This window comes from Natranaerobius trueperi (assembly GCF_002216005.1).
GTDB lineage: Bacteria > Bacillota > Natranaerobiia > Natranaerobiales > Natranaerobiaceae > Natranaerobius_A > Natranaerobius_A trueperi.
This window is the reverse complement of sequence record NZ_NIQC01000064.1, coordinates 1-1,266: the sequence shown is the minus strand read 5'-3', so window position 1 is coordinate 1,266 and position 1,266 is coordinate 1. Positions and strand designations below refer to the sequence as shown.

General features: G+C 33.8%; 1 protein-coding gene. It reads right to left on the bottom strand.

What is annotated here, in order from left to right; translation table 11 throughout:
* Positions 1 to 18: 18 nt before the first annotated feature.
* Entirely contained in the window at positions 19 to 1,236 is a 1,218-nt protein-coding gene (locus tag CDO51_RS12995; protein WP_089024645.1) for an IS256 family transposase, read from the bottom strand.
* Positions 1,237 to 1,266 lie beyond the last annotated feature (30 nt).

The window sequence follows — 1,266 nt, the reverse complement described above, 5'->3', positions numbered from 1 at the left end:
CAAGATTAGATTTATACCTCAATACGGTAATTCTGGTTTGAGTCGATCTTCGAAATGGATGGCGAGCTGTGAGATACAACTCTTCCAATTAAAAACTGGTTGATTCCATTTCTTAGTGATATCCATAGTTGTCAGGTATATTACTTTTAGTAAAGCTTCGTCAGTTGAATAAGCTGTTTTGGTTTTAGTAGCTTTTCTTAGTTGACGGTGATAACCTTCAATAATATTCGTAGTGTAAATTATCTTTCGAATTTCATGTGGATATTTAAAATATGCTGTGAGCTGATCCCAGTTATTTTCCCATGACCTTATCACTATAGGGTACTTGTTTTCCCATTTTTCTTTGAATTCTTCAAAATAAAGCTCTGCCTCTTCAATGTTCAGAGCTTTATATACCTTTTTTAGGTCATCCATTAGATCTTTCTTGTCTTTATAAGAAACATATTTTAAAGTATTCCTAATTTGATGTATTACACATAACTGATTATCAGCTTTTGGAAATACACTTTCTATGGCTTCACTAAAGCCTGTGAGTCCGTCTTTACAAACTATCAGAATATCTTCTACACCCCTGTTTTTTAAGTCATTTAGAACGTTTAACCAAAACTTAGAACTTTCATTTTCACCAATCCAAATTCCTAATATATCTTTGTGACCGTCAATGTCTATACCTAGTACACTGTATGCAGCTTTATTTACTATCCTATTATCTTTTTTAACCTTAAAATGAATAGCATCAAGAAATACAATCGGATATACTCTCTCGAGTGGGCGAGACTGCCATTCAGTAATTCTAGGTAGAATCCTGTCAGTGATTTTACTTACCATGGAAGAAGATACTTCAATGCCATAAATATCATGCATATGTGCCTCAATATCTCTTGTTGTCATTCCTTTAGCATACATAGCAATGATTTTATCTTCAAGGTCATTGGTGCTTGATTTGTATTTACCTAATACTTGGGGATCAAATTCACCATTACGATCTCTAGGAATGCTTATTTCAGACTGACCAAACTTAGTCTTAACTTGCTTAGAACTGGTGCCATTTCGACTATTGCCGGTATTATTACCTTGAACATCATGTTTTTCATACCCTAAATGATGGTCCATTTCGGCTTCCATCATTTCCTGTAAGGTATCACTAAACACGTCTTTTAACTTATCTTGTACATCTTCAATGCTACTACAATTCTTAGCTAATTCTTTTGCTAATGTGTCTTGCTTATTTCGCATAAATGGTAACCTCCTTTAAATTGGTAGGAT

Excerpts from the sequence above, each read along its gene's own strand:
- CDO51_RS12995 (WP_089024645.1), bottom strand. The coding sequence starts at position 1,236 with ATGCGAAATAAGCAAGACACATTAGCAAAAGAATTAGCTAAGAATTGT.